The sequence below is a fragment of the Streptomyces sp. NBC_00690 genome, from assembly GCF_036226685.1.
In the GTDB taxonomy this organism is placed as follows: Bacteria; Actinomycetota; Actinomycetes; order Streptomycetales; family Streptomycetaceae; genus Streptomyces.
Genome location: NZ_CP109009.1, coordinates 4,114,145 through 4,139,002 on the forward strand (window position 1 = coordinate 4,114,145; position 24,858 = coordinate 4,139,002).

20 protein-coding genes, 5 tRNA genes and 1 riboswitch are annotated in these 24,858 nt (G+C 68.8%); of the genes, 8 read left to right on the top strand and 17 right to left on the bottom strand.

Annotated features, from left to right (window positions below; all coding sequences use genetic code 11):
* Nucleotides 1-31: 31 nt before the first annotated feature.
* Nucleotides 32-1,327, top strand: coding sequence for a PrsW family intramembrane metalloprotease (locus tag OID54_RS18050; RefSeq protein WP_443055617.1), 1,296 nt, complete (start codon nucleotides 32-34; stop codon nucleotides 1,325-1,327).
* Nucleotides 1,328-1,750: 423 nt separating this feature from the next.
* Here OID54_RS18050 and OID54_RS18055 read toward each other — a convergent pair whose 3' ends face one another.
* The 7 genes from OID54_RS18055 to OID54_RS18085 form a co-directional block, all read right to left on the bottom strand.
* Nucleotides 1,751-2,773, bottom strand: coding sequence for a M23 family metallopeptidase (locus tag OID54_RS18055; RefSeq protein WP_329020886.1), 1,023 nt, complete (start codon nucleotides 2,771-2,773; stop codon nucleotides 1,751-1,753).
* An 11-nt stretch (nucleotides 2,774-2,784) separates the two neighbouring features.
* Nucleotides 2,785-2,941, bottom strand: a riboswitch (cyclic di-AMP (ydaO/yuaA leader).
* A gap of 482 nt (nucleotides 2,942-3,423) precedes the next feature.
* Entirely contained in the window at nucleotides 3,424-4,551 is a 1,128-nt protein-coding gene (locus OID54_RS18060) for a PP2C family protein-serine/threonine phosphatase (RefSeq protein WP_329020888.1), read from the bottom strand.
* Between the two features lie 264 nt (nucleotides 4,552-4,815).
* Nucleotides 4,816-4,889 (bottom strand) — tRNA-Met (locus OID54_RS18065).
* 248 nt (nucleotides 4,890-5,137) lie between these two features.
* The gene (locus OID54_RS18070; RefSeq protein ID WP_329020890.1) at nucleotides 5,138-5,884 is read right to left on the bottom strand and encodes a MerR family transcriptional regulator; all 747 of its coding nucleotides are present in this window, start codon (nucleotides 5,882-5,884) and stop codon (nucleotides 5,138-5,140) included.
* Nucleotides 5,885-6,009: 125 nt separating this feature from the next.
* Nucleotides 6,010-7,242, bottom strand: a complete 1,233-nt coding sequence (locus OID54_RS18075; RefSeq protein WP_329020891.1) for an RNA polymerase sigma factor — start codon at nucleotides 7,240-7,242, stop codon at nucleotides 6,010-6,012.
* A gap of 10 nt (nucleotides 7,243-7,252) precedes the next feature.
* Complete coding sequence (locus tag OID54_RS18080; RefSeq protein WP_329020893.1) at nucleotides 7,253-7,672, bottom strand: YciI family protein; 420 nt, start codon at nucleotides 7,670-7,672, stop codon at nucleotides 7,253-7,255.
* Between the two features lie 190 nt (nucleotides 7,673-7,862).
* Nucleotides 7,863-8,102: a hypothetical protein gene (locus OID54_RS18085; protein ID WP_329020895.1), complete on the bottom strand. Its 240-nt coding sequence runs from the start codon at nucleotides 8,100-8,102 to the stop codon at nucleotides 7,863-7,865.
* A 261-nt stretch (nucleotides 8,103-8,363) separates the two neighbouring features.
* On the opposite strand from OID54_RS18085, the gene OID54_RS18090 reads away from it, so the two are divergent.
* Nucleotides 8,364-9,026 carry an HNH endonuclease family protein gene (locus OID54_RS18090; protein ID WP_329020898.1) on the top strand — a complete coding sequence of 221 codons (663 nt, stop codon included), beginning with the start codon at nucleotides 8,364-8,366 and terminating at the stop codon, nucleotides 9,024-9,026.
* 93 nt (nucleotides 9,027-9,119) lie between these two features.
* Here OID54_RS18090 and OID54_RS18095 read toward each other — a convergent pair whose 3' ends face one another.
* On the bottom strand, nucleotides 9,120-10,154 hold the full coding sequence (locus OID54_RS18095) for a methyltransferase domain-containing protein (protein WP_329020900.1): 1,035 nt from the start codon (nucleotides 10,152-10,154) through the stop codon (nucleotides 9,120-9,122).
* A 264-nt stretch (nucleotides 10,155-10,418) separates the two neighbouring features.
* Between OID54_RS18095 and uppS the strand changes: the two genes are divergently transcribed.
* Nucleotides 10,419-11,210: a polyprenyl diphosphate synthase gene (uppS, locus tag OID54_RS18100; RefSeq protein ID WP_329020902.1), complete on the top strand. Its 792-nt coding sequence runs from the start codon at nucleotides 10,419-10,421 to the stop codon at nucleotides 11,208-11,210.
* 132 nt (nucleotides 11,211-11,342) lie between these two features.
* Here uppS and OID54_RS18105 read toward each other — a convergent pair.
* The 6 genes from OID54_RS18105 to OID54_RS18130 form a co-directional block, all read right to left on the bottom strand.
* Nucleotides 11,343-11,415, bottom strand: a tRNA-Lys gene (locus OID54_RS18105).
* A gap of 279 nt (nucleotides 11,416-11,694) precedes the next feature.
* Nucleotides 11,695-13,896 carry a DEAD/DEAH box helicase gene (locus OID54_RS18110; protein ID WP_329020905.1) on the bottom strand — a complete coding sequence of 734 codons (2,202 nt, stop codon included), beginning with the start codon at nucleotides 13,894-13,896 and terminating at the stop codon, nucleotides 11,695-11,697.
* Nucleotides 13,897-14,112: 216 nt separating this feature from the next.
* Nucleotides 14,113-14,688, bottom strand: coding sequence for a hypothetical protein (locus OID54_RS18115; RefSeq protein WP_329020907.1), 576 nt, complete (start codon nucleotides 14,686-14,688; stop codon nucleotides 14,113-14,115).
* Nucleotides 14,689-14,808: 120 nt separating this feature from the next.
* Nucleotides 14,809-15,171: a fluoride efflux transporter FluC gene (locus OID54_RS18120; protein ID WP_329020908.1), complete on the bottom strand. Its 363-nt coding sequence runs from the start codon at nucleotides 15,169-15,171 to the stop codon at nucleotides 14,809-14,811.
* Nucleotides 15,168-15,758, bottom strand: a complete 591-nt coding sequence (locus OID54_RS18125; RefSeq protein ID WP_329020911.1) for a fluoride efflux transporter FluC — start codon at nucleotides 15,756-15,758, stop codon at nucleotides 15,168-15,170. The genes OID54_RS18120 and OID54_RS18125 overlap by 4 nt, the downstream gene beginning before the upstream one ends.
* Nucleotides 15,755-16,105, bottom strand: a complete 351-nt coding sequence (locus OID54_RS18130) for a metallopeptidase family protein (protein ID WP_329020913.1) — start codon at nucleotides 16,103-16,105, stop codon at nucleotides 15,755-15,757. Before OID54_RS18130 ends, OID54_RS18125 begins: the two co-directional genes overlap by 4 nt.
* Before the next feature lie 194 nt (nucleotides 16,106-16,299).
* Between OID54_RS18130 and OID54_RS18135 the strand changes: the two genes are divergently transcribed.
* From OID54_RS18135 to OID54_RS18150, 4 genes are all read left to right on the top strand, one after another.
* Nucleotides 16,300-17,940: a metallophosphoesterase family protein gene (locus tag OID54_RS18135; RefSeq protein WP_329020916.1), complete on the top strand. Its 1,641-nt coding sequence runs from the start codon at nucleotides 16,300-16,302 to the stop codon at nucleotides 17,938-17,940.
* 150 nt (nucleotides 17,941-18,090) lie between these two features.
* Nucleotides 18,091-18,163, top strand: a tRNA-Glu gene (locus tag OID54_RS18140).
* Between the two features lie 37 nt (nucleotides 18,164-18,200).
* Nucleotides 18,201-18,275: transfer RNA gene (locus tag OID54_RS18145), tRNA-Asp, on the top strand.
* Between the two features lie 27 nt (nucleotides 18,276-18,302).
* Nucleotides 18,303-18,376, top strand: a tRNA-Phe gene (locus OID54_RS18150).
* Between the two features lie 130 nt (nucleotides 18,377-18,506).
* On the opposite strand, the gene OID54_RS18155 is transcribed toward OID54_RS18150, so the two are convergent.
* The 3 genes from OID54_RS18155 to OID54_RS18165 form a co-directional block, all read right to left on the bottom strand.
* Nucleotides 18,507-19,391, bottom strand: a complete 885-nt coding sequence (locus OID54_RS18155; RefSeq protein ID WP_329020918.1) for a cytochrome c biogenesis CcdA family protein — start codon at nucleotides 19,389-19,391, stop codon at nucleotides 18,507-18,509.
* A complete protein-coding gene (locus OID54_RS18160; RefSeq protein ID WP_329020920.1) occupies nucleotides 19,388-20,164 on the bottom strand; it encodes a DsbA family protein in 777 nt (258 codons plus the stop codon). Before OID54_RS18160 ends, OID54_RS18155 begins: the two co-directional genes overlap by 4 nt.
* Nucleotides 20,165-20,226: 62 nt before the next feature.
* On the bottom strand, nucleotides 20,227-20,616 hold the full coding sequence (locus tag OID54_RS18165; protein WP_329020922.1) for a hypothetical protein: 390 nt from the start codon (nucleotides 20,614-20,616) through the stop codon (nucleotides 20,227-20,229).
* Nucleotides 20,617-20,918: 302 nt separating this feature from the next.
* On the opposite strand from OID54_RS18165, the gene hrpA reads away from it, so the two are divergent.
* Nucleotides 20,919-24,839 carry an ATP-dependent RNA helicase HrpA gene (gene hrpA, locus OID54_RS18170; RefSeq protein ID WP_329020924.1) on the top strand — a complete coding sequence of 1,307 codons (3,921 nt, stop codon included), beginning with the start codon at nucleotides 20,919-20,921 and terminating at the stop codon, nucleotides 24,837-24,839.
* The last annotated feature ends 19 nt before the right edge of the window (nucleotides 24,840-24,858 follow it).

Genomic DNA, 24,858 nt, shown 5'->3' on the forward strand with positions numbered 1-24,858 from the left:
CGCTGCGCACCCCATCGGGCAAGGGCCCGCGGTGCCAGCCTACGACCCGCGGCAGCCCGTGTTCGACGCCGTACCCGATCGTGCACGGTGGCGGTACAAGCCGCGCAACGCCTCCCGGCTGTGGCAGAGCAAGGCGGTCCGAGCCGGGATCCTGATCACCCTGCTCGCTCTCTGCGCACTCGTCATCCTGGCGCTGGTCCGCGAACAGACCGGAACGGAAGGCTTCCTGGTCGGACTCGGGCTCGCCACCCTTCCCGTACCCCTGCTGATCGCCGCCTTCCGCTGGCTGGACCGGGTGGAGCCTGGGCCCTGGCGGAATCTGCTCTTCGCCTTCGCCTGGGGCGCCTTCGCCGCCGCGCTCGTCGCCATCACCGCGAACACCTTCGCCACCCGCTGGATCGCGACCGCCACCGCGGACCCCGCCAGCGCGGACACCTGGGGGGCGACCGTCGTGGCGCCGGTGGTGGAGGAGAGCGCGAAGGCCGTGGCGATCCTGCTGATCTTCATCTTCCGCCGCCGCGACTTCACCGGGATCGTCGACGGTGTGGTCGTGGCCGGCTTCACGTCGACGGGGTTCGCCTTCACTGAGAACATCCTCTACCTCGGCAACGCCTTCGGGGAGGACCAGGCCCTCGGCTCCTCGGGCTTCACCTCGGTGACCGCGGCGACCTTCTTCGTACGGATCGTCATGTCGCCCTTCGCCCATCCCCTGTTCACGGTGCTGACCGGCATCGGCTTCGGCATGGCCGCCCTCGCCACCCGCCGCCAGCGAATACGGCGCATCGCGCTGCCCCTGGTGGGACTCGCCCTCTCGATGGGAGTGCACGCCCTGTGGAACGGTTCGGCCTCCCTCTTCGGACCGTGGGGCTTCTACGCCGTCTACGGCGCGTTCATGGTGCCCGCCTTCGGGTTGCTGACCTGGCTGACGATCTGGACGCGTCAACGGGAACTGCGCACCATCGCCACCGAACTGCCCGCCTATGCGACGGCCGGTTGGCTCGCGCCCGCTGAACCGCTCGCACTGGCTTCCATGAAGGCGCGCGGCATGGCACGGAACGTCGCCCGACGTGCTCAAGGCCCGGCTGCGGCACATGCGGTCGCGGAGTACCAGCGGTTCGCGACATCGTTGGCGTTCTTGCGCCATCGGGCGAGGCGGGGCACGGCGGGTGCCGACTTCATCGCCCGTGAACAGGAGTTGTTGCACCACATGTGGGAGCGCAAGGCGGTGGCGAGTCCGGCGCTGACCCATGCGGCGCGGGCGACGGGCAAGGTGTGGGTGCCACCGCCGCACCGCGACTACGAGGGCTACAACCCCTATCGCGGCTGATGGCAACGCGCGCCCCGCCATTGCGGCTGCCACTGGCACTGCCAACTCCACTGACACCGCGTCCGACAATGCCGACGCCGACGATGACGCCGCTGTGGCCAACCGGCTCGGGCACCAAGGGAGCCAGACCGTCCGCTCGGAAGAAGAGGTGCGGTGCCAGTGCCCGCTGACGAAAAGACCGGCAGCCCTGGCGTCGGGGGGTGTGCGCCAGGGCTGCCGGAGTTTGGGTACCGGCTGGGCAAGCCGGTGTGTGCGCCTTCAGGATGGCGCAGGGAGCTTGAGAGGACCTAGTGCCCCACTAGGGCTGACAGCGCCCACCGGGCGGCTCGGCACCAGGTCAGATCTTCGAACCTGTCGGTGTCCACGGGGCGTTCCCCCGTAGACACCGACACGGACACGGACATGGTCACCGCAAGCGCTGGCTCAGATCGTCAGGCCCTTGCCGCGCAGCCAGGACAGCGGGTCGATACCCGACCCACCGGGGGTCTTGACCTCAAGGTGCAGATGCGCGGCGCTGGCATTGCCGGTCGCGCCGACCCGGCCGATCATCTGGCCCGTGCTCACCTTCGCGCCGGCGCTCACGCTCATGGACGACATGTGCGCGTACATGACCTCGGTGCCGTCGTTCAGCTTGAGGATGACGTTGTAGCCGTACGAGTTGGACCAGCCGGCCGACTTGATGGTTCCGCTGGTGACAGCCTTGAGGGGAGTGCCCGTCGAGGCCGCGAGGTCAAGGCCGGTGTGCTGGCCCGAGGACCACATCGGACCGGACTGGCCGTAGCGGGCCGTGATCGTGTACGAGGAGAGGGGGAGCGAGAAACTCTTGGCCAACTTGGCCAGGCGCTCGGCCTCGGCCTTCTCCTTGGCTTCTGCTTCGGCCTTCTTCTTCGCATCAGCCGCCTTCTTCGCGGCCTTCTTCTCCGCGAGTTCCTCGGCCTTCTTCGCATCCTGTGCGGCCTTCGCCGCGGCGGCCTTCTCGGCGGCGAGCTTGGCCGCAGCATCGGCGCTCGCCTGCTGCTGCTCGGCCTGCTGGAGGATGCGGGAGCGCAGTGCCTCTCCGGCACCGGCCTGCCCTGTGCTGACCTCCTGGCCTGCGAGCCCCATCGCCGCGTAGGAGGCGGACTCATCGACCTCCGGAGCGTCCTCGGAGCTCAGGGAGTCGGGAAGGCTCTCGGTGATGGCGTCGGGAAGCGATATGGAGACCGCGGGCTTGTTCTGGGCGGTGGCCATGCCACCGGCACCGACAGCCGCGATCACACCGACCCCGAGCACCGTGGAGCTACGGGCGAATCCGCCCCGCTGCTTCATGACCCGGTGCTTGTGGCGACCGCGCGGCCGGATGGTCTCCGCGGTGGGGTTCCACTCGCCGGTGGAGCGGGCTGCACCCTCTTCGCTGAAGATTCCGGATTTGAACGGTGCTTCCGGGGCAGGACTATTAGACGCCACTGAGGCGTGCTCCTTTCCTTCCTTCTCGCCTACCGGGTTAGCTGACGGGTTCGGAGCAGGAAGGTCTCCTACGAGCGTCATCGACCGCGAACTGCACGGCAGAATATGCCCGATTCACCCCAATTAGTGGTTCCCCGGTTCCCTTGCGGAATTCGGCGCATGAGCACGGCGCCGTCCTGACGACGGCTGGGACGACCGCGCTGCGTTATCGAACGTTAATAGACACCAGGACTTTATTCCAAGCTGTTCTGAGTGATCTTTAATCTCTTTGCCACAGACTTACCCGGACACAAGCGGCCGGATTCGGGCGACTTGAACGGGACAAGGCGTGCGTCACACCCCTGACGGTTCGTCAAATGTTATGCGCAGGGCTCCCCTTCAACTACGGAGAGTGCGTGGGCTCGTGGTGCCTCTTCCCAGAGTCACCGGAAACAACCCAACGGGCGACCCGTCAGCAAGTCGAAACCGAGCCACATCAAGCCACACCGAGCAGCGACGCGCGACCGGCGACACCGGGTAGAACCGAGTCGCGCCGAGCGGTCACCCTGACCGAACCGACGCGCCGGTCGCGTCCAAGGGCCGAGAGGGGGCTTCCACAGCCACCCGGCCCTCAGCCGTGGCCCCGGGCCCCTCGGCCCTGGCCCCGGGCCTCAGGGGCCACGCCCCCGCCGTACCGCGCCGCCTTCCGCCGGCCGGGCCAGCGCCAGCAGGGCCATATCGTCGAAGCTGCCGCCTCCGGTGTGTCTACGGACGTCGTCGAGGAGCGCGTCGAGCAGTTCCCCCGGGCCGACGAACTGCCGTCCCGCCAGCCATACGGCGGGGTCGTAGAACGTTCCTGCCCCGTTTCGTGCCTCGGAGAGACCGTCGGTGTAGAGCAGCAGGGTCGCCCCCGGCGGCAACGGGTACTCCTCCGCCCGATCGGGCCAGGACCCCAGATCGCCCATCGACAGCGGAAGGGCCGGCTCGGTCGGCGGGAGCCCTTCCAGCAGGCCGTCGGCGTACAGCATCAACGGCTCGGGGTGCCCTCGGTTCACCATCCGGACGATGCCGCCCCCGCGCGGGATCTCCGCCAGCACCGCCGTGGTGAACGTCTCCTTGGCATCGAGGCTCTCCCGGCGGTTCGCCTCGCGGGTGAGCGCGCGCTCCAGCCGCTGAGTGACGCCCTCCAACGAACTCTCCTGCTCCGCCGCCTCCCGGAAGGCGCCGATGGCCACGGCGACCGTCTCCACGGCGCCCAACCCCTTGCCCCGGACATCGCCCACCACCAGCCGTACACCGTGTGGCGTCTCCTGTACGGCGAAGAGGTCACCGCCGATGAAGGCGTCCGCGACTGCGGCCTCGTACCGCGCGGCGACCCGTAGGCCGCCGATGTCCTCGGCGGGCGTGGGCAGCACCGCCCGCTGGGCGGCTTCGGCGATCACCCGGGCGGACGCCAACCGTTCGCTGCTCCGCTGGATGACCCAGTTGATCAGCAGCGCGAGCCCGGAGACCGTGACCACCGTGATCACCTCGGTGTAGGTGGTGGGCTCGAACAGGGTGCGCTTGGCGTAGTGGAGCCCGATCACTCCGGCCAGGGCCGCGATCCCCGTCAGCAGGGTCGCGATCCAGGAGAAGAAGGGTGCGGCGAACAGGGGCGCCGCCGCGAACATGGGTGCGGCGGTGAACATCGGCGGGGTCAGGGCATCGAAGACCACACCGCCGACGATCATCAGGACGGGCAGCGTACGGACGAAGCGCCAGGTGCCCAATCCGAGGTGCTGTTGCTCCTGCTGCCCCAAGACTGTTCTCCTGCCCGGTCCGCCCACGGCTGCGGACACGGCTCCCGCGCCCCCCTCAGGCTGGCTGCAACGGGGACAGGTGGCGAGCCACCACCGTCCAACCGGGCTAAGCCCCGCCCAATTCGACCGGTCGGAAAGACGGCCGCCCCGAGAGACGACGAAGGCGGTGCAGAGGAGAGGTAAAGAAAGTCAGGAGATGGCGACGGCTACGAGAAAACGCATTAGCCCGACACTCAAAAGAGTGCCGGGCTAATGTCTTACTAGTAGCGGGGACAGGATTTGAACCTGCGACCTCTGGGTTATGAGCCCAGCGAGCTACCGAGCTGCTCCACCCCGCGCCGTTGAACACAACCTTACGCTATCCGGAGCAAGATCAACTCCAATTGCGCCGAGGGTTCTCCGACGCCCCGGACGGGGCCGTTGGGGACGGTGAGATTCCGCCCGAGGTCCACCGGTCTGCCCGGGTATACATACCGGGCAGAGACGCCTTGCGGTGGTACGGACGGTGTCCCGCGCCCTTCTGAGTCCACCGGCAGGAGCAGCCGCCCACCACAGGGGGCGGCGACCAGTGATCCGTGGGCGGTGATCAGTCGTCGAGATGCCGCTCCCCGTACACCCGCATCGCATCGCGAACGAACGCCGCGGTCCCCACCCCATGCTGGTCATAGACGGCGGTGAACCGCTCGTCCGCCACATACATGTCGCCCAGCCCGATGAAGTGGGACTTCGACGGCGCCTCCAGCACCGAGAGCCAGTCGTACTGCCGTCGGGCAATCGTCTGCGCCGCCGCGCTATCAGCGGCGATTCCGTCCTGGAGCGCCCGCGCGAAGTCCTTGGCGATCGTCGTCTGCTGCGCCATGAACTCCCGCCGCTCCGCATCGGTCAGGGAACGCCACCACTGATCACCCTTGCGGTACGCGTCCCGTCCCCAGCGCTCGGACACCTCCTGCTCGTACTGCGTGTGGTCAAAGCCGTCGAGCACTTCCTCGGCCATGAGCTCCTCCCCTGACTCGGTCTTGTGGAGAGTGGTCCGCACCGAGGCGATCTGTCGCCCGATGCGTTCACGTTCCCGCTCCAGCAGCCGCAGATGCGTCCGCAGGGCGGCTGCGGTGTCCCGCTGGCCCTCCAACACCTCGGCGATGGCCGGCAGCCCGAGCCCCAGTTCGCGCAGCAGCAGGATCCGCTGGAGCCGAATGAGCGCGTCCGGACCGTAGTAGCGGTAGCCGTTGCTGCCCACGCGGGTGGGTTCCAGCAGGCCCAGCTCGCCGTAGTGCCGCAGGGTGCGGCTCGTCGTCCCGGCGCGCCGGGCGATCTCTTGGATCGACCACTCCATGCCCTGAACGGTAGAACTTGACGTTACGTAAAGGTCAAGCCGGACATCCCGCCGTCCGCCCGGATACCCGAAAGTGCGCGATCCGCACCTCAGGATGGAAGCCAGGACGGCAGTAGGGACGGGCGTCAGGACGGGAGCCGGGACGCCCTGGTGAGCAGATAGCGGGCCTCGGGCTCGCTGAGGGTGCGGCCCGCCGCGCGCAGATAGGCGGCCCTGGCCTCTTCGACGTCACCTGACCGCTCCAAGAGATGGGCGCGCACGGACTCCAGCCGGTGGTGCCCGGTCAGCCGGTCCTCCAGCACGGCCACCTCGCGCAGCCCCGCCTCGGGTCCGTGCACCATGGCCACCGCCACCGCACGCCCGAGTTCCGCCATGGGTTCGGGGGCGAGCCGTACGAGGACGTCGTACAGAGCGAGGATCTGCGGCCAGTCGGTCGCGTCCGAGCTCTCGGCCTCGTCGTGCAGGGCGGCGATCGCCGCCTGGAGTTGGTAGGGCCCGGCGGGCCCCTGCGACAGGGCCTCCTCGACCAGGGCGATGCCTTCCTCGACGATCCGCCCGTCCCACAGCGAACGGTCCTGCTCGGCCAGTGGAATGAGGTCACCGTGCCGTCCGGTACGGGCAGCGCTGCGGGCCTCGGTCAGCAGCATCAGGGCCAGCAGTCCGGTGACCGCCCCCTCCCTGGGCAGCAGCGCACGCACGGCACGGGTGAGCCGGATCGCCTCCCGGGCGAGGTCGGCGCGGTGCAGGGTGCTGCCCGACGTGGCCGTGTACCCCTCGTTGAAGATCAGATAGAGCACTTGCAGAACGACCGCGAGCCGCTGGCCGCGGTCTTGGGGGCCCGGCTGACGAAAGGGCACGCCCTTGATCTTCTGCTTCGCCCGGCTGATGCGCTGGGCCATCGTCGCCTCGGGCACCAGATGCGCCCGGGCGATCTCCGCGGTGGTCAGTCCGCCGACGGCCCGCAGTGTGAGGGCCACCTGTGCCGTGGGGCTCAGCACGGGATGGCAGCAGAGGAAGAGCAGGGTGAGCGTGTCGTCCTCGGCGGGAGCCAGGCTCTCGTCGGGGGGAGCGGTGGTGAACGCATCGCGCGGAGTGAGGCTCGCCGCGGTCTCCTCACGTCGCCGACGGGCTTCGTCGGCCCGGAGGAGGTCGGTCAACTTACGGGAGGCGACCTTGATCAACCAGCCGCGCGGATTGTCCGGCGGGCCCGTCCTGGGCCACTGGATCGCGGCGGCCAACAACGCCTCCTGTACGGAGTCCTCCGCCAGGTCGAAGTGCCCGTACCGCCGTACCAACGCACCGAGGACCTGCGGCGCGTTGAGGCGCAGCAGGTCCTCGGTATCCGGGGAACGTCTCATCCCGTTGTGACTAGCACACATCGCCTCCGCCGGCGTCCTGGATGGGGCGAATGACCACGGGGTAGACCGGAATGCCCGCGGGCTCGGGACAGCGGGCCACCCGCTCGGCGATCTCGGTCACCCGCTCAAGGCTCTCGCAGTCCACCACCCAGTAGCCGGCGAGGACCTCCTTCGTCTCACCGTACGGGCCATCGGTGATGACGGGGCGCCCGTCGGCACCGAGGCTGACGTGTCGGGTCTGGGCCGGCTCGGTCAGTCCCTGGGAGTCGACCAGCTCGCCGGATTCGGACAGATCGTTGCTGATGGCGCCCATGTACTCGAACATCGCCTGGAGATCCTGCTCGTTCCAGGCCGGGCTGTGCGGGGATGCCTTGCCCCCCATGGCCTCGTAGTCGACCTGGGCACCTTGGACCATCACCAGATACTTCATGACGCCACTCCTTGGGGGACCGGGCCGCCCTGGCCGGGCGACTCTCGTAGGAGACGTCGGAGCCGACTACGGGTTCTCGACAGGTCCCAGGAAAGAAGTTCGAAGAACTTTCCCCGGCTACTCGGCCACCCACCTGGCAGCCCGTCCGCAAAGGGCGCGAAGGGTGCGGTGGGAGGGGCCGAGTGCCCCGCTACTGGATAGCGCCGGCGACCTGGGCGACCGGGTCCAGCAGGGGAGCGAGGTGCTGGGGCACCGTCATCAGCTGGTTCAGCTGGTTGAGCTCGTTGAGCTGGTCGAGCTGCCCCAGCGAGGTGGAGCCGCCGGTCGTCTGCTCGTCGACAGCGACCGCGGCTGACGCACCGGACACGGCCATGGCGGAGGCACCGGCGGCGAGGGCAACTGCGGTGAGGATGCGCTGAGTCTTCGTCATGCCGAACACAACGGGCGTACGGCACAGGGGTCACGGGACGGAGCCAGGGACAACCCGCAAGGAGCGGCACGTTCGGACCCGTGGCCGGCGAGGGCCGTCAAGGTCGTACCGAGCGGCGGCTGCCTTCCCTTCACGGGTCGGTGGGCGGGGCGGGGCCGGTTCGGAGTGACCGGCCTTCCGGGGTGAACCCACGGGCCCATATGGCGCAGCCGTTCGGTTCACTCCCTCCCCCAAGGGTGAAGTGCCCGTATCCCAGTTGACGTGATCAAGAACCTGTTGCGCGCCGCCACGGCTGCCGCACTCGCCCTGGCTCCCCTCGTCCTCTCCACCCCGAACGCCCATGCGGCCGAGACCGTGCCGATCGCCGTCGGAGTCAGCCGTCTGGCCGTCGAGACCGAGAGCAGGGAAGGGTACGACCGCGATCTGTTCAGACACTGGAACACCGGTCTCAATGCGACCGATGGGTGCAACACCCGGGCGGAGGTCCTGATCGCCGAGGCGGTCATCGCGCCGACGGTCGGTGCGCGTTGTGCGCTGACAGGTGGCTCCTGGTGGTCGTACTACGACGATGCCACGGTCACTTCCGCATCCGCCCTGGACATCGACCACATGGTTCCCCTCGCGGAGGCGTGGGACAGCGGGGCCTCGGGTTGGACGGCGGCCCGCAGGGAGGCGTACGCCAATGACCAAGGGGCCCATGCGTCCTTGGTGGCGGTGACGGCCCGGTCGAACCGGTCCAAGTCGGACCAGGACCCTGCCGAATGGCTGCCGCCTTCGGCTGATGCGCTGTGCCGTTACACGGCGGAGTGGACTGCGACGAAACTGCGTTGGAACCTCGCCATCGACGAGTCGGAGCAGGACCGGCTGTACTTCATCGCTGCGGGCTGTACGGAGACCACGGTGACGTACGAGCCGGCTCCCTAGGCACTGGCACAACGGGCTCGGTCCGATCGTCGGGCGATCCCCCGTCGTTCGGGCCGGGCCCTATGGCACATCGGCAGCAGGCGGGGCCGGGCCCTAAGGCACATCGGCGACCACCACATACAGCGTCACCGCGGCGAAGAACGGCCCCTCAGCAAGGTGGTCGAGCCACTCCCGCGCATCCTTCGCCGCGAGATAGCCGGCCGCCACCGCGCGATCCGTGTTGCGGCGCAGCCCCAGCACATCGTCGGCTGCCCTGACCTCACGGAACACCGAAGTGACCGGAATGACCTCGCTCACGGTGAAGCCCGCGGCCAGCGCGAGCCGGGGCAGTTCACGGCCGATGACCCCGTTGCGCACCACCCGGTCCGTGAGGTGGCGGGTATAGGCACGCGCGGTCTCCAGACGGGGGAAGTCGATCGCGAGCGAGTCCCAGTCGGGCTCGCCCATCACGAGCCTGCCGCCGGGCCGGAGCACCCGACGGGCCTCCCGGAGTGCCCGCGCGGGGTGCTCCACATGCTGAAGGGTCCGATCGACTCGGGCACGGTCCACGGTCGCATCGCGCAACGGCAGCGATTGGACGTCGGCCTGCTGGACCGTCAGCCCCGCAACGTCTTCGCTGCGTTCACGGGCCCGTCGCACCATCTCCGTATCGAAGTCGACGCCCATCACGGACCCGGCCGGGCCAACTGCCTGCACGAGCGTCGTCAGATCGGTTCCGGGTCCGCAGCCGAGGTCAAGTGCGAAGTGACCCGGGCGGAGGTCCAACTGCTTCAGCATGACGTGCTTATAGGAACGGGCGATGTCGGTCGCAGCCAGTCGATCGAGATAGCCGATGCGGTCGGGTACGGCCGTTTCGAAGACGTGCTCGGTCACCCGGGCCATGGACTGGGCCTCGCGCTCCAGCACGGCGCGCCCTTGTGGCGTCAGGCGCACCGGTCGCTGGCGGCCCTGCTCTTCGAGTGGCTCCACCAACTCCTTGGCTTCGAGCCGTGCCAGTGCCCCGTACAGGCTGCCCGCTCCGAGGCGCTTGCCGGACAGCTTCTCGATGGCGGTGTTGATGGCGTATCCGTGGAGCGGCCCGTCGGCGAGGGTGCAGAGCACCAGCATCTGGGCGTCGTTGGTGCGCATGCGGCTCCTGTGCCTTGAATCCGAATCCCGGTCCTGCCGTGCCCCGGATCAGAAGGGCCGTCCCCGGATCAGAGGGGGCCTTGCCCGTATTCGTATCGCGATCCGGGATCGGTGCGGTGCAGGGGGGTCGCGTTCTGTCCGAATCCACTCACCGATACCTGGTTCACCATGAACCGGGCCTCTGGCACCCGGATGCCAGAAGCTCATGCCCATGCTCCGCGCCATAGTACGTGTCACGAAGTACGTACCCCGTACTATGCCCCCATGAAGGCCATGTTCCCTCTGGTGCGGCGGAGTTGCCAGGCCCTGTACACCCGTCGACTGCGGCAGCGCACGGCAAACGGCCCCCTGCCCCGGCACATCGGGCTGATCATGGACGGCAACCGTCGCTGGGCCCGACAGATGGGTCTCGCCGAACTCGGCGTCGGACACCGCTACGGCGCCGAGCGGGCCCTCAAGGTCCTCGGTTGGTGCGAGTCGCTCGGCATCCGGCACGTGACCGTCTTCGTCTGCTCCACGGAGAACCTCGCCCGCCGCGAAAAGGCCGAAGTCGCCCTGCTGATGCGCACCATCGAAGAGATGGTGACCACCCACCTCGCGCGACCGGGCAGCCCTTGGCGGGTACGGATCGCAGGCACGCTGGAGGCCCTGCCGACGACGACCGCACGGGCGTTGGCAACGGCCGTGGAATCGACCGCGGGTCGCACCGACGGCCCGCACATCACCCTGGCCATCGGCTACGGCGGGCGTCAGGAACTCGTCGACGCCGTACGGAACCTCCTGTCCGAACAGGCCGCGACCGGCGCCGGACTCACCGGCATCGCCGAACGGCTCACCGTCGACGACATCACCCGGAATCTGTACACGGCCGGGCAACCCGACCCCGACCTGATCATCCGCACCAGCGGCGAGCAGCGCATGTCCAACTTCCTGCTCTGGCAGAGCGCCCACGCCGAACTCCGCTTCTGCGAGGCGAACTGGCCTGCGTTCGGCGAGATCGACTTCCTCCGGGCACTACGGAGCTACGGCACTGGGCTGATGCACTGCGACGCTTAGCGGGCACTCCTCATCAGCAACCCGCCACGTCCCGAGCTCCCGGCCACGACCCAAAGATGCGCCCTGCCCGATCGAACCAGGCAAGGCGCATCTTTGCAGGTCAGCAGCTGAGAGCCGCTGCCCCGCGATTCGTAGGCCGTGTGGGACTCGAACCCACAACCAACGGATTAAAAGTCCGCTGCTCTGCCAATTGAGCTAACGGCCCTCGACGAGTCACCACTGAGCATAGCCCGATCAGGCCCGTGCGCCGATCGGGTATCGGATCACCGGTGTGGTGAAGTCCGCTGATGTGACCGGCCGGTAGGCATTCGCGGGGTCCGACTGTGAGATGGACCACTTCGTACGGTCGTTGCCCGCCCGTCTGTCGATGGATCACCCGGTGGCGCGCCTCTGGCCATGAGTACGAACAGGGCCCGCACCCCTGGAGGGGTACGGGCCCTGGTGCCGAGTCAGTCGTTCGCCCGGCGATCAGTCAGACGGTGCGTCAGCCGTTGCGCTTCCAGCGCGGCTTGTCGTCGCGGCGACCGAAGGAGGAGCCGGTGTTGGTGCCGGTTCCGGTGCCCCGGTGGTCGTCACGACGGGCGTAGGGACGGTCCGTCGAGCCGGCACGGAAGCCGGTGCCCGCCGGGCGGTCGTCACGACGGTCACGGTTGAACGGACGGTCGCTGCCCCGGTGGGCGCTGGGACGGTCGTCACGACGGAACCCACCCGAAGGCCGGTCATCGCGACGGAACCCACCACGGTCACCACCACGGTCACCGCCGCGGTCATCACGACGCTCGAACGAACGGCCACCACGGTCATCGCGGCGATCGTCACGACGGAACCCACCCGAAGGCCGGTCATCGCGACGGAACCCACCACGGTCACCACCACGGTCACCGCCGCGGTCATCACGACGCTCGAACGAACGGCCACCACGGTCACCACCACGGTCATCGCGGCGATCGTCACGACGGAACCCACCCGAAGGCCGGTCGTCACGACGGAACCCACCACGGTCACCACCACGGTCATTGCGGCGGTCGAAGTTGCCGCGGTCGTCGCGGCGCTCCGAAGGCTGCTCGGGGATGGCAGCAGCAGCAACCGCGGCTTCCAGCTCGGCCTCGGCGGCCTCGGTCACCTCGGCGACAGCGGTCTCGGGGTCGTCGCCACGCTCGCGCGCCGCACGGGCCACCAGACGGTCGGCCTCCTCGCGGAGTTCGACGGCACGACGCTGAACCCGCTCAAGCTGCTTGGTCAGATCGGCTGCCTCGCGCTCGGCCTGCTTGGCCGCGTTGTTCGCGGAGTCGGCCTGGACCTCGGTCAGCGAACGAGCACCGGTGATCTCAGCGACCTCCGGGTCGAACGCGCCCGCACCGCCGACGATGTGACGCGAGGCGTCGACGCCCGCGTCCTCCATCAGACGGAAGATCTGGCGCCGCTGGTGCGGCAGCGACAGGGAGACGACCACACCGGACTTGCCGGCACGGGCGGTACGCCCCGAACGGTGCAGGTAGTCCTTGTGGTCACCGGCCGGGTCCACGTTGAGGACCAGGTCGATGCCATCCACGTGGATGCCTCGGGCGGCCACGTCAGTGGCGACGAGCGCGTTGACGTAGCCGTCCTTGAAGTCGGCCAGCGTCCGGGTGCGCGCACCCTGCGTCATGCCGCCGTGCAGCGCATCGGCCTTCACGCCCGAGTCGCGCAGCTGCTCCGCGATGCGGTCGGCACCCAGCTGGGTGCGGACGAAGATGATCGTGCGGCCCTTGCGGGCGGCGATCGCGGCCGTGACCGGGGCCTTGTCCTTCGGCTTCACGACGAGGACGTGGTGGGTCATCGTGGTGACGTTGCCCTGGGCGCTGTCGACCTCGTGGCTGACCGGGTTGGTCAGGTAACGCTTGACCAGCGTGCTGATCTCGTTCTCCATGGTGGCGGAGAACAGCATGCGCTGACCGCCGCTCGGCACCTGGTCGAGCAGCTCGGTGACCTCGGGCAGGAAGCCCAGGTCGGACATCTGGTCGGCCTCGTCGAGGATCGCGACCTGGACGTTCTCCAGGGAGCAGGCGCCGCGGTTGATGATGTCGCGCAGACGACCCGGAGTGGCGACGAGGATGTCGACACCGCGCTCCAGGGCGTAGATCTGGTTGCCCATCGACGTACCGCCGCAGACGACCTTCATCTTCAGGCCGAGCACATCGCCGTACGGCTGGAGGGCATCGGCGACCTGCATCGCAAGTTCGCGGGTCGGGGTGAGGATGATGCCGCGGGGCTTCTTCTTGTCGGTGTGACCGCTGCTCAGGGTCGTCAGCAGGGGCAGACCGAAGGAGAGCGTCTTGCCGGAGCCGGTACGGCCACGGCCCAGGATGTCCTTGCCCGCCAGCGCGTCCGGGATGGTCGCGGCCTGGATCGGGAAGGGCGCGGTCACGCCGTTCTGTGCGAGCTTGCGGACGACGCCGTCAGGCAGTCCCAGCGTCGCGAAGGTGACCTCGGGGACCTCGGGGACCTCAGGGGTCTCGGTGGCCTCGATCTCGTCGACGGCGTCACCAGCGTCAATCAGGTCCGCGACCTCGGCGGAAGTGTCGACGTCGGCGAGGATGGTGACGTCGGTGATGATCTCGGTGACCTCGGGGGTCACGGTCTCGACGGCGTCGACGACTGCCTCGTTCTCGGGCAGGACGGCGTGATCAGTGCTGAAATTGGACATGCGAAATGCGAAACCTTCCGGAGTCTCGGCACGCGCCCAAACTCCGTGATTTCGCAATTCGACCGCCTCTATGCGGTCAGCCACGGCTAGGGAGAGTACGCGCCACACGGCGCGCTTCTGTTTCGGCGCCGGGCAATGGGATCAAACGATCTACCACCATACGCACCCTCCCCCGCCGAAGGCAAACCGCCTCCTGGTGACCCCCGCTACACGGCCTCATGCAGGGCCAACCTCGGCCCCGACCTGGGGGGAGGACTCGGGCTCGCGACCCACCTTCCGCCGTGCCGCCTCGGCCATCCTCAGCGCGCCGGCCTGCACCTCGGGCGGCGGGGAAGCGACTGGCGGCTCCGTGGGTTCGGTGGGCTGTTCGCTGGGGGTCTCCTTCGGCGGCTCCGGCGGCTGCTCCTGGGTCGGCGTGGGCAGCGGCACCGTCGGGGTCGGCGCGGGCACGGTGGGCTCGGGGGCCTTGGGCGGTTGCGGTCGGCTCACTCCGAGCGTGGGCTTGGGAGCGGGCGGGGTGGTGGGGCTGCGGGGGCTCGGGGTCGCATCCGGGACCACGGACCGCCGCGCTGACCTGCCCGAATCCGCCCGGCCTCCGCCGGCGTGGTGTCGCCCGGGGCCGGCCTGCCCGCCCTCGGGTTCGATCACCCCACCGGACGGCGCGGACGTCTTGCGGGGCTCGGGGGCCTCGTCCTTGTCGTCGCTCACGCTCATACAGCCCGCCGAGGCCGCGATCGCCAAAGAGGCGGCGAACGCGACAGCAAGACGGCCAGGGGTGGGCAATTGGCGCACGAGGGCACCTCCGGTGGGCAGAACACGGGTTTCACTGCCCAACTCCCGCCGCCCTAGGAGGGACACGCCCAGCGCCTGACGAGTACACGCCCCGTGCGGCGCAGTTCCTGACGGGACGGATCATCCCGTGAGCGACTGCGCCAACTCCACGCCCAGGACCAGCGATCCCAGCCCCACCAACACGGAAACACCCACATTGGCCGCCATCAGCCCCTGACGCTCGCGTTCGGCCAGCCTGAGCGTTTCGTACGAGAACGTGGAGTAGGTGCTGAGCGCGCCGCACAGACCCGTGCCCAGCAACGCAGAGGTCGGGGAGCTGACCGCCGCCCCGGCGAGCCCGCCCAGGACGAGACATCCGACGGCGTTGACCGTCAGCGTTCCCCAGGGGAACAGCGCGTCATGGCGGGCCTGCACGGCACGATCGGTCAGATAGCGCACCGGCGCCCCGACCGCGGCACCGAGCGCCACCAACAGCCAGGTCATGACGTAACCGCCCGACGGCGGTGCACCACGGCCCGCCTGGTCACCGTGGCGGTGAGCCACACCGCGGCCATACAGCCGAGCACCGTGCCGACCGCGTACGCCAGCGCGAGCGGGACGCGGCCGTCCACCAGAAGTACGCGCAGGTCGTACGCGTACGCCGAGAAGGTGGTGAATCCGCCGAGCACCCCGGTCCCGGCGAAGAGTCGGACGAGCGGACGTTCCTCATGCCCGTCCTCGGACACGAGCGGCAGCAGTACGCCGATGAGTCCCGAACCGAGGACATTGACCACCAGGGTGGCCCAGGGGAAGCCGTCGTCTGCGACCGGCCAGGCCAGGAAGATCGCATATCGGGCGAGCGCGCCGATCACCCCGCCCGCCGCGACGGCTCCGAGGACCTGCGCGAGTCCGGCACCGGCGGTCTCCGCGCGCTGTGCCGCCCGGTGCAGATCGACATCGGGGTCGACCGGTTCCTGCGGGGCGGAAGGGTGTGCGCGCCACTGGCCGCGGTCGGCACCCCGCCCGGCCGGATCCTCATCGGGCGCAGGGTTGGCACCAGCCCCCTGCTCCCCCGATGCCCCATGGCTCACCCGTAGCCCAGTGCGTGCAGCCGTTCGTCGTCGATCCCGAAGTGGTGCGCGATCTCATGGACCACTGTGATCTCCGTCTCCTCCACCACTTCCTCGCGGCTCTCGCACATGCGCAGCGTCGGCCCGCGATAGATGGTGATGCGGTCCGGCAGCACCCCCGCGTACCACTCCCCGCGATCCGTCAGTGGAGTCCCTTCGTACAGCCCGAGCAGCTCCGGGTCGTCAGCGGCGGGTTCGTCCTCGACGAACACCGCGACGTTGTCCATCAGCCGTGTCAGCTCGGGCGGGATCCGGTCCAGGGCCTCGGCGACCAGTTCCTCGAACTCCTCACGCGTCATCTCCAGCACCCGGCCATTGTCACGTACATCCGGCCGTTGGTCCCCCGGGCGGGCACCGCCCGCACGACCACCGCCACCGCCTCCTCTCCGCTCCCCGTCCCGGCCCGTGTCCCAGTCGGTGGAGCGATGCCGTGTTGGCACGTGTCGCCAGGCGGCAGCGCCTTGATCGCATGGCAACACACCGCCGGGGGCATACGGGACCAATGGCACGTGCAGTCCCGGAACCGATCCGTTCCACGCTCCACCGGCTCCAACAGCGTCACCGCTCCCGCCGCGGCGACCCCACCCATGCTCTGGTGCACCACCCCCACCCATGGGCCCGCGGGCTGGGCATGACGGCCGTCGTGATCGTCGGAGCGTGGCTCGGACTGCTCGTCGTGGGCAGTGTGCACACCACGATCGGGCCGATGGAGACGAGCATGACCCTGCGGCCCGACCTATCGGGCGGCACCAAGATCAATGTCTCTCCGCTGGGTGCGCTCGAACTCGACTCCCACACCGCGCCCGTCCGGCTCGACGTGGACGTCGACCAACTCGACCCCGTCCGTTCCACCGCACTGGTCGAACACCCTGAACGGCTCGCGGGCCTCCAGGACGAGGTGGCGAAGGACGTCGCGAACGGCACCACCGAACTGGCCGTCCGCTCCTGCGTCGCCGTCGTGTCCGGTGCCACCGCGCTCGGGCTCGTCGCCTATCGCCGCCCCCGCCGCGCACTGGCCGCCGGTGGGCTGGCACTGGGCCTCCTCGCCACTTCGGGCGGCGCGGCCGTGGCCACCTGGGACCCCGAGTCGGTGTTGGAGCCGAAGTTCTCCGGACTGCTCACCAGCGCACCGTCCGTGGTCGGCGACGCCCGCTCGATCGTCTCGGACTTCGACGTCTACCAGAAGGAGTTGGCCCGCCTGGTCACCAATGTGACCAAGCTCTATGACGCCACCTCGACCCTGCCGACCTACCAGCCCGATCCGCTCACCATGCGGGTGCTGCACGTGTCCGACATCCACCTCAACCCGGCGTCCTGGCATGTCATCAGCTCACTCGTGGAGCAGTACGACATCGACGTGATCATCGACTCCGGCGACACCATGGACCACGGCACCGCCGCCGAGAACGGCTTTCTGGACCCCATCAGCGATCTGGGCGCGCCGTACGTCTGGGTGCGGGGCAACCACGACTCGCAGATCACGCAGAAGTACTTCTCCCGCTTGAAGAACACCCATGTCCTCGATGACGGCAGGACGGTCACGGTGGGGGGACTGCGGATCGCGGGCATGGGCGACGCGCAGTTCACCCCCGACCGCACCGCGGCCGACGAGGGCAAGGACGCGCACCGGATGGCGGGCATCCGGCTGGCCTCGGCGCTGCGCGGTCAGATCCACGCCGGCACCCCGGCCGACATCGCCGTGGTGCACAACCCCGTCGCCGCCCGTGAGACGGACGGCGCGGTCCCGCTCGTCCTCGCCGGACACCTCCACAACCGCGCCAGCGAGATCCTTCAGGACGGCACCCGGCTCAAGATCGAGGGCTCCACGGGCGGCGGTGGCCTGCGGGCCCTGGAACAGGACAAGCCGGAGAAGGTACGGGCGTCGGTGCTCTATCTGGACCGGACGACCAAGAGGCTCCAGGCATGGGACGAGATCACGCTGGGCGGGCTGGGGCTGACCACCGCGGAGATCAGTCGTCGGCTCCCGAAGGGGAGCGATCCGGAACGCCGACCGGAGGAGACGGCCTCCCCGTCGCCCACCTCACCCGCTTCGCCCGGGGCGCCGAGCGGCCCGGCGGGGCGGCAGACGCCCGCTCCCGGTGATCGACCGTCCTCCGCCCCAGGCCGCTCCCCCCAGCCCTGACCTGCGCATTTATCCCGCTTCGACCGTCCCTTGGGGCGGCCCGGACCAAGTCCCCCCGCCCGTCCCGTAAAGCGTTTTGGCGATACCTCCCTGCATCCCATATGCTTCTCACGTCCCCGACGCGCTGCAAAGCGCCCAGGCGGGCCCTTAGCCCTCATCGTCTAGTGGCCCAGGACGCCGCCCTTTCAAGGCGGTAGCACGGGTTCGAATCCCGTTGGGGGCACGCTTTAGCTGTGCGAGACTTGTGCTCGCACAACTTTGGTCCTGTGGAGCAGCTTGGAGTGCTCGCCACCCTGTCAAGGTGGAGGCCGCGGGTTCAAATCCCGTCAGGACCGCTTGCAGGTCACTTAGGTGAACTGCGTGGCTGGGTAGCTCAGTTGGTACGAGCGATCGCCTGAAAAGCGATAGGTCGCCGGTTCGATCCCGGCCCCAGCCACCGTAGCCCATCTGGGCAAACAGCCCCACCGAAGGTTTTCGGCGGGGCTGTTCTTGCTTTCGTACGCCAACGCATACGTCAGCGGACCTCTGATGGCCCCAACCACCGGTTGGGGCCATCGTCCTTCCCGCTACGCCCCCTCGCTCTCCCGCTCCAACGGGCGACCGCCGGTCGGGTGAGGCTCAGTTGCCTCCTGCCTGCGCCCCGGCCTCCTCGATGACCAGCCCCACACCAGCGCGACCGCCGCCACCACGCCGAGCAGCAGCGCCCAGTCCGGCACGGCCGCGCCGACCCGGCCGGCCCACTGTTCGGCGGCAAAGGAGTCCTCGGGCCTGAGGAGTCCCGGCAGGGTGGTGGTGCCGTCGAAGGCCAGGAAGACCGTGCCGAGGGTGATGAAGAACAGCCCCGAGAACAGTGACGTCGTATGCAGTCGAAGCCTGCCCAGGCTCAGGGAACGACCCCTGAGCCAACTGCGACGGCCCAGGTCGAAGCGGTTCCACAGGAGTGCCAGCACAAAGAGCGGCACCGCCATCCCCAGGGCGTAGACGGCCAGCAGCAGACCGCCGTACACGGGGCTGCCGGAGAGTGCGGACACGGTGAGCACGCTGCCGAGGATGGGCCCCGCGCAGAACCCGGCCAGGCCGTAGACCAGACCGAGCGCATAGACCGGGGCTGCCGTCGTGGGACGGATACGGCCGGACAGTTCCGCCATCTTGCGGGAGGCGAAACCGAGCCCCAGGATCTGCGCCACGCCGAGCACGATGATCAACCATCCACCGGTCGTGACCAGCAGATCGCGATGGCCGTAGAAGAACCGACTGGCGTAGGAACCTGCCACCCCCAGCGGTACGAGGGTGGTCGCGAGGCCCGCGTAGAAGATCCCGGTGCGCAGCAGGAGCCGACCGGCGGAGTCGAGGGAGTAGGCGAAGAACGCCGGGAGGAGCAGGGCGCTGCACGGGCTGACCAGCGCCAACAGACCGCCGAGGAACGCGGCCAGATAGCCGATGTCCGTCATCGGGAGGGTGTTTCGGCCGATGTGTCGCCCTTGGCGCCGTCACCGAGCCATTCCGCCGTCTCCCGGGCCGTTTCGATGGCCCTGCCGAAGCTCTCCAGGGGTTGGGCACCGGAGATGGGTCGGCCGTTGATCAGGAAGGACGGGGTGGAGGCCACACCCAGGTCCTGGGCCTCCTTCTCGTCCCGGGCGACGGCGGCCCGCGCGGCCTTGCTGTCCAGGTCCTTGGCGAAGCGGTCCAGATCAAGGACGCCGGCCTCTTCGGCCAGTGCCTTCAATTGGTCCTTGCCGAAGCCCTTCTCCTTGGCGCCCTCGGCGTACGCGGCGGTGTGGAACTGCCAGAACCGGCCCTGCTGTCCGGCAGCCCAGGCCGCGCGGGCCGCGTCCTCGGACTCCTCGCCGAAGATCGGGAAGTTGCGCCACTCGATGCGCAGTACGCCCGACTTCACATACTTGTCCACCAGTTCTGGCTCGGTCTCCCGGGCGAACTGTCCGCAGTAGCCGCAGAGGAAGTCCGCGTACTCGATCATCACGACGGGGGCGTCCGCGCGGCCCATGGCCAGCGGGTCCTTCGGATCGCGACGGGCGAGCTTCGCGGTGCCGTCGTGGGCGCCCCCGTCCGTGGAGACCTCCGCACCGGCGGAGGCTCCCCGCGGGTCCGTGGGCTTGGTCGCGGTGTACGAGGCGAACCCGAGCAGGAGAGCCGCGACGACCACACCCGCCCCGATGGCGATGGGACGTGCGGACGAGGCTGGGCGTGAGGAAGGGGCAGGCATGGTGGTGCATCACTCCTGGGCGAAAGGTGAAGGAGAACAGGCGCGCTGGGGAGTGGAGTCGCCTACACGCGAAGGACCGACAGATCGACCGGGGTGGGGGGAGCGAGCGGCGGCGGGCCGCGATCCGGTGACCTCACAGCGCAGAGCGGGGAGTCGTCCAGGGCGCTGTCTGCGCAGACCGTCCCGCAAGGGGCGGTCGGCTGCTCGGCGGCGGCACTCCGTGAGGGGGCCAGCGGATGGGCCCCTCGGTCGTCGGTGAATTTCAGGGGTCCCCTGCCGCAGCCGGTCGACTTGCCCTGTGCGGTGACGACCGTCCCCGTGCCGTCGGTGGAAGAGGGGGAGAAGTCCGCCGACGCGGGCGCGCACAGTGCGAGCAGCAGCGCACAGACCATGGCCAGCAGCACGGACGCGGTCGCCGGCAGGCGGTACCGATCGGCGCGGCTGTGCGACATGGCGGCGCTGTCCCTTCAGCACGAGGAGGAATGAACAGGAAACGGCGGAACAGTCGGAATGATCTGCTCCATACTGCACCAGTCCCACCCGCCGTCCGCATCCGCCCACGGGTCGACGCCGGGTCGTACTCCGGTGCTGCGGACCCTGCGCCCCGGCTCCGAAGCGCCCGCGAGGAGCCGTCGAGAAGCCCTCGACGACCCCCCGCAGCCACCCGCAACCCGCTCACCCACCGCGACGCCACCCGCACACCGGTGAAATGCGTTCGCCAGTGCTTTCCTCGGGGTGCGATCCTGGGGACCGTATGTCTACTTCCTTCGCCGACCTCCAGACACAGCTGGCCGGGGTATCGCTGCGCGACGCCCATCGGCTGGGCCGCCGTCTGGAAGGCGCCCGCCGCATCCGTAAGCCCGAGGCGCGGCAGGCCGTGCTGGACGAGATCGCCGCCGAGACCGAGCAGTGCGCCGCGCGGCTGAGTCGACGTGCCGCCCGGGTCCCGCAGGTCAGCTATCCCGAGCAGCTGCCGGTCAGCCAGAAGAAGGACACGATCCTGGAGGCGATACGGGACCACCAGGTCGTGATCGTCGCGGGTGAGACCGGGTCCGGCAAGACAACCCAGATCCCCAAGATCTGTCTGGAGCTGGGGCGGGGCGTGCGCGGCATGATCGGGCACACCCAGCCGCGCAGGCTCGCCGCGCGCACGGTCGCCGAACGCGTCGCCGACGAGCTGGACACTCCCCTCGGGGAGGCGGTCGGCTGGAAGGTCCGCTTCACCGACCAGGTCGGCGGCGACACCTTCGTCAAGCTGATGACGGACGGCATCCTGCTCGCCGAGATCCAGACGGACCGCGAGCTGCGCGCGTACGACACGATCATCATCGACGAGGCCCACGAGCGGTCGCTCAACATCGACTTCCTGCTGGGCTACCTCGCCCAGCTGCTGCCCAAGCGCCCCGATCTCAAGGTCATCATCACCTCGGCCACGATCGACCCCGAGCGCTTCTCCCGGCACTTCGGCGATGCGCCGATCGTCGAGGTCAGCGGGCGTACGTATCCGGTGGAGCTGCGCTACCGCCCGCTGCTGGAGGACGACAGCGAGGAGAGCGACCGCGACCAGATCACCGCGATCTGCGAGGCGGTCGAGGAACTCCAGGGCGAGGGCAAGGGGGACATCCTCGTCTTCTTGTCCGGTGAGCGCGAGATCCGGGACACGGCAGATGCGCTCGACAAGCGGAAGTACCGGTTCACCGAGGTCCTGCCGCTGTACGCCCGGCTCTCGCACGCCGAACAGCACCGGGTCTTCCAGCAGCACACCGGCCGCAGGATCGTTCTGGCGACCAATGTGGCGGAGACCTCGCTGACCGTTCCCGGCATCAAGTACGTCATCGACCCGGGCACCGCCCGGATCTCGCGCTACAGCCATCGCACCAAGGTCCAACGGCTGCCGATCGAGCGGGTCAGCCAGGCCAGCGCCAACCAGCGCAAGGGCCGCTGCGGCCGTACCTCGGACGGCATCTGCATCCGGCTCTACTCCGAGGACGACTTCGAGGCCAGGCCCGAGTTCACCGATGCGGAGATCCTGCGGACGAACCTGGCCTCGGTCATCCTCCAGATGACGGCGGCCGGCCTGGGCGAGATCGAGAAGTTCCCCTTCATCGACCCGCCGGACCACCGCAACATCCGCGACGGCGTGCAGTTGCTCCAGGAGCTCGGCGCCTTCGACACCGCGCAGAAGGACCCCCGCAAGAGGCTCACCCCGCTCGGACGAAAGCTCGCCCAACTGCCGGTGGACCCCCGCCTCGCCCGCATGGTCCTCGAAGCCGACAAGAACGGCTGCGTACGCGAGGTCATGGTGATCGCCGCGGCGCTCTCCATCCAGGACCCGCGCGAGCGGCCCGCAGAGAAGCAGACGCAGGCCGACCAGCAGCACGCCCGCTTCAAGGACGAGACGTCCGACTTCCTGGCCTTCCTCAACCTCTGGCGCTACGTCCGCGAACAGCAGAAGGAGCGCGGCTCCTCCAGCTTCCGGCGGATGTGCAAGCAGGAGTATCTGAACTTCCTCCGCATCCGCGAGTGGCAGGACATCTACGCCCAGCTCCGCCAGGTGGCCAAGTCCCTGGGCGTCCACGTCAACGAGGAGGACGCGCCGGAGACGAGCGTCCACATCTCCTTGCTGTCGGGGCTGCTCTCCCACGTCGGCCTCAAGGACACGGACAACAAGAACGAGTACCTCGGGGCGCGGGGCGCGAAGTTCGCCGTCTTCCCCGGGTCGGCGCTCTTCAAGAAGCCCCCGCGACTGGTGATGTCCGCCGAGTTGGTGGAGACCTCCCGGCTCTGGGCCCGCGTCAACGCCAAGATCGAACCGGAGTGGGTCGAACCGCTCGCCCAGCACCTGATCAAGCGGACCTACAGCGAGCCGCACTGGGAGAAGGACCAGGCCGCGGTGATGGCGTACGAGAAGGTCACGCTGTACGGCGTACCGATCGTCGCCCAGCGCAAGGTCAACTACGGCCGGATCGACCCCGAGACCTCACGCGACCTGTTCATCCGGCGCGCCCTGGTCGAAGGGGACTGGCGCACTCACCACAAGTTCTTCGCGGACAACCGCAAGCTGCTCACCGAGGTCGAGGAGTTGGAACACCGGGCCCGTCGGCGCGACATCCTCGTGGACGACGAGACCCTCTTCGACTTCTACGACCAGCGCGTCCCGGCCGATGTGGTCTCGGGCGCGCACTTCGACTCCTGGTGGAAGAAGACCCGCCACGACGAGCCGGACCTGCTCGACTTCGAGCGCGAGATGCTCATCAACGAGAAGGCCGGGGCCGTCACCAAGGACGACTATCCGGACTCCTGGCGCCAGGGACGGCTGAAGTTCCGGGTGACGTACCAGTTCGAACCGGGTGCGGACGCCGACGGGGTGACCGTGCACATTCCCCTCCAGGTGCTGAACCAGGTCACCGACGAGGGCTTCGACTGGCAGATCCCCGGGCTGCGGACCGAGGTGGTGACGGAGCTGATCCGCTCGCTGCCCAAGCCGGTGCGCCGCCACTACGTGCCCGCGCCGGACTACGCGGGCAAGTTCCTCCAACGGGCTGTGCCGCTCCAGGAGCCACTGCCGGTGACCTTGGCGCGCGAGCTCAAGTCCATGGTGGGCGTCCCGGTGACCGCGGACGACTTCGACTGGTCCAGGGTCCCCGACCACCTGAAGATCACGTTCCGGATCGTTGACGAGCGTCGCCGCAATCTCGCGGAAGACAAGGACCTCACAGCGCTCCAACTGAAGCTGAGACCTCGGGCCCGGCAGGCGCTCTCCCAGGCCGCCGCGGCGAGCGTCGGACCATCGGGCGAGTCCATCGAGCGGACCGGGCTGACCGACTGGACCATCGGCACGCTCACCAAGGTCTTCGAGACCCGTCGGGCCGGCCAGCCGGTCAAGGCGTATCCCGCGCTCGTGGACGCGGGCGACACCGTCTCCGTACGGCTCTTCGACTCGGAGGCGGAACAGCGGCAGGCGATGTGGCGGGGCACCCGGAAGCTCATCCTGCTCAACATCCAGGTGAATCCGGCGAAGTTCGCCGCGGACAAGCTGACCAATCAGCAGAAGCTCGCCCTCTCGGGCAATCCGCACGGATCGATACAGGCGCTCTTCGACGACTGCGCGATGGCGGCGGCCGACAAGTTGATCGCGGACCACGGCGGCCCCGCCTGGGACGAGGAGTCCTACCGGAAGCTGTACGACAAGGTCCGTGCCGACCTCGTGGACACGACGGTACGGACCGTGGACCAGGTCCAGCAGATCCTGGCCGCGTGGCAGGCGTGCGAGCGGCGGTTGAAGTCGACCACCAGCCCGACGTTGCTGCGCAATGTCCAGGACGTCCGCGGGCAGTTGACGGCGTTGATGCCGGCTGGCTTCGTCACCCGGACCGGTCTGCGGCGACTGCCCGATCTCATGCGCTATCTGCTGGCGGCCGACCGTCGGCTCCAGCAGATGCCGACTTCCGTGCAGAGGGACACCACACGGATGGAGAAGGTCCAGGAGATGCAGGACGAGTACGCCTGGCTGCTGGAGCAGCTTCCCCAGGGACGGCCCGTTCCCCAGGATGTGCTGGACGTCCGGTGGATGCTGGAGGAGCTTCGGGTGAGCTACTTCGCCCATGCGTTGGGCACGGCCTATCCGGTCTCCGACAAGCGGATCGTGAAGGCGATCGACGCCCTGGTGCCGTGACGGGCCTGTCGCCCACAGT